At 59.1% G+C, this 599-nt stretch carries 1 protein-coding gene; it reads left to right on the top strand.

Translation table 11 applies throughout. The features are described 5' to 3' along the window. Positions 1 to 3: 3 nt before the first annotated feature. Positions 4 to 599 (top strand): formate--tetrahydrofolate ligase (locus ACR0M9_RS21125; RefSeq protein WP_480774609.1); only part of this gene is annotated, 596 nt, incomplete at its 3' end.

Below are 599 nucleotides of genomic sequence, written 5' to 3' on the forward strand. Positions count from 1 at the left end.
CCAATGAGCTATAAATCCGACATCGAAATTGCGCGTGAAGCGAATAAGAAGCCGATCCAGGAGATCGGCGCGAAGCTTGGAATATCCAGTGATGATCTTTTGCCGTATGGGCATGACAAGGCGAAGGTGAGCCAGGAGTTCATCAACTCGGTGCAGGGTCGTGAGGACGGCAAGCTGGTGCTGGTGACGGCGATCAACCCGACGCCTGCGGGTGAAGGCAAGACGACCACAACGGTTGGTCTGGGTGACGGTCTGAACCGGATCGGCAAGAATGCGATGATCTGTATCCGCGAGGCCTCGCTGGGTCCGAACTTCGGCATGAAGGGCGGCGCTGCGGGTGGCGGCTATGCGCAGGTTGTTCCGATGGAAGAGATGAACCTGCACTTCACCGGCGATTTCCACGCGATCACCTCGGCCCATTCGCTGCTGTCGGCGATGATCGACAACCACATCTACTGGGGCAATGAATGCGAGATCGACACCCGCCGGGTCGCATGGCGTCGTGTGGTTGACATGAACGACCGCGCCCTGCGCCAGATTACTGCCAGCCTGGGCGGCGTGTCGAACGGGTTCCCGCGCGAAACAGGTTTTGACATCAC

Source organism: Ruegeria sp. CH2 (assembly GCF_056537065.1).